Here is an 820-nt window from a genome sequence, read left to right as displayed (position 1 = left end):
CGGTTCTGTCGCAAATTTCTTTGAGAGCTGAACAGATTGAACTAGTGAATTGATTATCCCGCCAGTTGGATGAACTGCTGAAACTGACGGAATCCGGGCGTGAATTGACCTTTGCGGATCATGTTGACCAGTTCAATGCCTGCCAGGACAGATGCGGCTGAAGCGAAAGACTTGAATCCCAGCATGAGTCTGATCCTTCGTTTGATGAAGCGGTGATCCTGTTCAATGATGTTATTGAGGTATTTCCGCCTGACCATTTCAATCGGGATGGGACAACCAAAGCTCTTGAGCATCTTGTTGATCGCCCTGATGCCAGCTGTATTGGCACCACTTTTGTCGATGACGATCTTTCGCGGTAGACCGTTCACCTCAAGCGCGCGGGCGAAGAACTTCGTAGCAGCGGCTTTATTCCGCCGCTCGGACAACATGAAATCCAGGGTCTTGCCGTGTTTGTCGATCGCTCGATAAAGATAAACCCATTCGCCTTTCACTTTCACATAGGTTTCATCCATGCGCCACGAACGGTCTGCGGGACGCTTTCTATACCGCGCTGTTTCAGCAATGAGGCCGGCATATCGGCTCACCCATCGGTTCAGAGTCGCGTGGTCCAGATCAACGCCACGTTCCGCCATGATTTCTTCCAGATCCCGGTAGGAAACACCGTAGCGCAGGTAGAAGAAAACCGCGTACAAGATTACGTCTTTCGGAAAATGCGCGCCCTTAAATGAGATCGCCACGGCCTGCTCCTGTCATGTTCCAGTGCGCGCTACCAGAAATACACTTGAACTGACAGGTGGCGGCGAAGTTTGCGACAGAACCC

1 protein-coding gene is annotated in these 820 nt (G+C 51.5%); it reads right to left on the bottom strand.

Annotated elements, in window-relative coordinates; translation table 11 throughout:
* Nucleotides 1-53: 53 nt before the first annotated feature.
* Nucleotides 54-737 (bottom strand): IS6 family transposase, encoded by a 684-nt coding sequence (locus Q5Y75_RS28370; RefSeq protein ID WP_306203657.1) that lies wholly within the window; start codon nt 735-737, stop codon nt 54-56.
* Between the last annotated feature and the right edge of the window lie 83 nt (nt 738-820).

Source organism: Ruegeria discodermiae, from assembly GCF_030758345.1.
Taxonomy (GTDB): Bacteria; Pseudomonadota; Alphaproteobacteria; order Rhodobacterales; family Rhodobacteraceae; genus Ruegeria_C.
Note: the sequence above shows the minus strand (reverse complement) of the source record. Positions and strands in the feature narration are given on the sequence as shown.